Origin of the sequence: Pantoea sp. ANP04, from assembly GCF_041982285.1 — a bacterium.
Lineage (GTDB): Bacteria > Pseudomonadota > Gammaproteobacteria > Enterobacterales > Enterobacteriaceae > Pantoea > Pantoea eucalypti.
On the sequence record NZ_JAUTYS010000131.1, the window covers coordinates 1 to 555 of the forward strand.

The following is a 555-nucleotide window of genomic DNA, read 5'->3' on the forward strand; positions in this document are numbered from 1 at the left end:
CCAGCTCGCTCTGCCAGGCGGCGTAATCGGCGTACTGCAGGCTGTCGAACGCTGGCAACTGCCGTCCCGCGCACAGTTGCTGCAGTTCGGTCATCAGCAATGAAAGAGACTGGCGGTCACAGCTGGCCAGGGTCACGCTGATCAGCAACTGACGATCCAGCAGCGAGGCCACCAGGGGCACTTCGGCCAGGGCCAGGCGATCCTCGGCACGGGCCTGTTGCAGGCTGCGCCCCGCTTCCAGCGACAGGCGCAGGCGCACCTGGGGGGTGATTTCCTGCACCGGTTGCTTGAAGCCGGGCACCTGCCGGTAGCGGGTGCGCAGGATTTCGTGGCGCTGGCACACCTCGTTCAGTGCGGCATCCAGCACAGCACGCTCGGGCGGCGTGTCGAAGGACAGGAGCGCCTGCGCCGCCAGCGGCTGGCCCAGGTACTGCTGCTGGGAAAGAATCGCGGCCTGCTGGGCCGAAATCTGAAACGTCTCTGCTTGGGAAAAGTCGGTCATGCTGATGTCCTTAACCAATGGCCACGTCGGTGCTTTTCAGCGGGACGGCCATG

1 protein-coding gene is annotated in these 555 nt (G+C 65.2%); it reads right to left on the bottom strand.

Features of this window, described 5'->3' with window-relative positions; all coding sequences use genetic code 11:
* The coding region (locus Q7C21_RS22725; protein ID WP_375151199.1) for a condensation domain-containing protein at nt 1–502 on the bottom strand (502 nt) is incomplete at its 3' end.
* Between the last annotated feature and the right edge of the window lie 53 nt (nt 503–555).